Source organism: Treponema porcinum (genome assembly GCF_900167145.1).
In the GTDB taxonomy this organism is placed as follows: domain Bacteria; phylum Spirochaetota; class Spirochaetia; order Treponematales; family Treponemataceae; genus Treponema_D; species Treponema_D porcinum.
Genome location: NZ_FUWG01000032.1, coordinates 1 through 1,230 on the forward strand (window position 1 = coordinate 1; position 1,230 = coordinate 1,230).

Here is a 1,230-nt window from a genome sequence, read left to right on the forward strand (position 1 = left end):
CCATAATGAGGCGTGGGGGCATTCCCCACGACCTCGGATAGGAGCACGGTATACCACTACCAGCGTTTACTCCTGATTCCATTTTATCATATAAGGGGTAAAAAATGGAACAGAAGAGATTTGTAGGTATCGACCTGGGGAAAAGGACTTATGAAATTAAGTTCATTCATTCGAACGGGAAAGTAACAGGAACAAACGGGCTGACAAGCCCAAAGGGCCGGAAAGAACTTTACAAAAAGCTCAATCAGACAGACAGAGTAGCCATAGAAGTCTGCTCACTGGCTATGGTTATGGTAAAGGAAATACGCAAAGAAGTCGGATGCGAAGTAGTCCTCCTTAATCCCAGCCAGATAGCCTTAATTTACCGCTCCGTAAAAAAGAATGACAAGGAAGACGCATTAAAACTTGCAAGACTTGTCCAGAAGTTTTCAAATGAAGAACTGCCTTCAGTTGAACTTCCATCAGAGCATGAAGAAAATTTAAGGCAGATTCTTACTGAAATGCGACAGCTCAAGCACGACAGAACGAAAGAAATCAACAGAATGCACGCTATATTCCTCGAAAGCGGAATCACAGAAATTACGAAGAAAGATCTTGATAATAACAATAACAGAAAAGAATGTGTGAAGATGTTGAATGGACTTTTTCTTCTGCAGGCAGAACGGAATATAAAAAAACTGGAGCTTATAGAAAAGCAGATAGAAGAAGTTGAAGGTCTATTAGACAAGGAAATTGAGGGCGACAGGAATATAGAAAAACTCGAAGAAATTCCTGGAGTCGGAAAGCAGCTTGCTTCGGCATTTGTTGCTTTTTTAGGCGACGGATCCAGATTTCCGAATGTCGGTGCAATAGGAGCAGCGACGGGACTTGTTCCCCGGCTTGATATGTCCAGTACAATTTGCAGGCTTGGTCATATAACAAAATGCGGGAACAGAAACTTACGCTCTCTCCTTATACTGGCGGCATGGTCACATGTAAGGTCAAAAGGAAGCGGAGCATTAAGGGAAAAATATCTATATATGACGCAGGTTCAAAGCAAAGGAAAAAAAATTGCAATTGTGGCTGTAGCAAGAAAACTTGCAGAGTTGATGTACACGTTGCTGAAGACAGGAACATCATATGAAAACAGACCTTCAACTTCAATATCACAACTTGCAGTTGAAGCTTTATCAAAAGCATCGTAAAATTATGGAATCAGGAGTTCCTTGCTATTGACAAATATCATAGGAG

The 1,230-nt window shown here is 41.3% G+C and carries 1 protein-coding gene; it reads left to right on the forward strand.

Annotated elements, in window-relative coordinates; translation table 11 throughout:
* Nucleotides 1–104 precede the first annotated feature (104 nt).
* Entirely contained in the window at nucleotides 105–1,184 is a 1,080-nt protein-coding gene (locus B5D55_RS11385) for an IS110 family RNA-guided transposase (RefSeq protein WP_078931922.1), read from the forward strand.
* Nucleotides 1,185–1,230 lie beyond the last annotated feature (46 nt).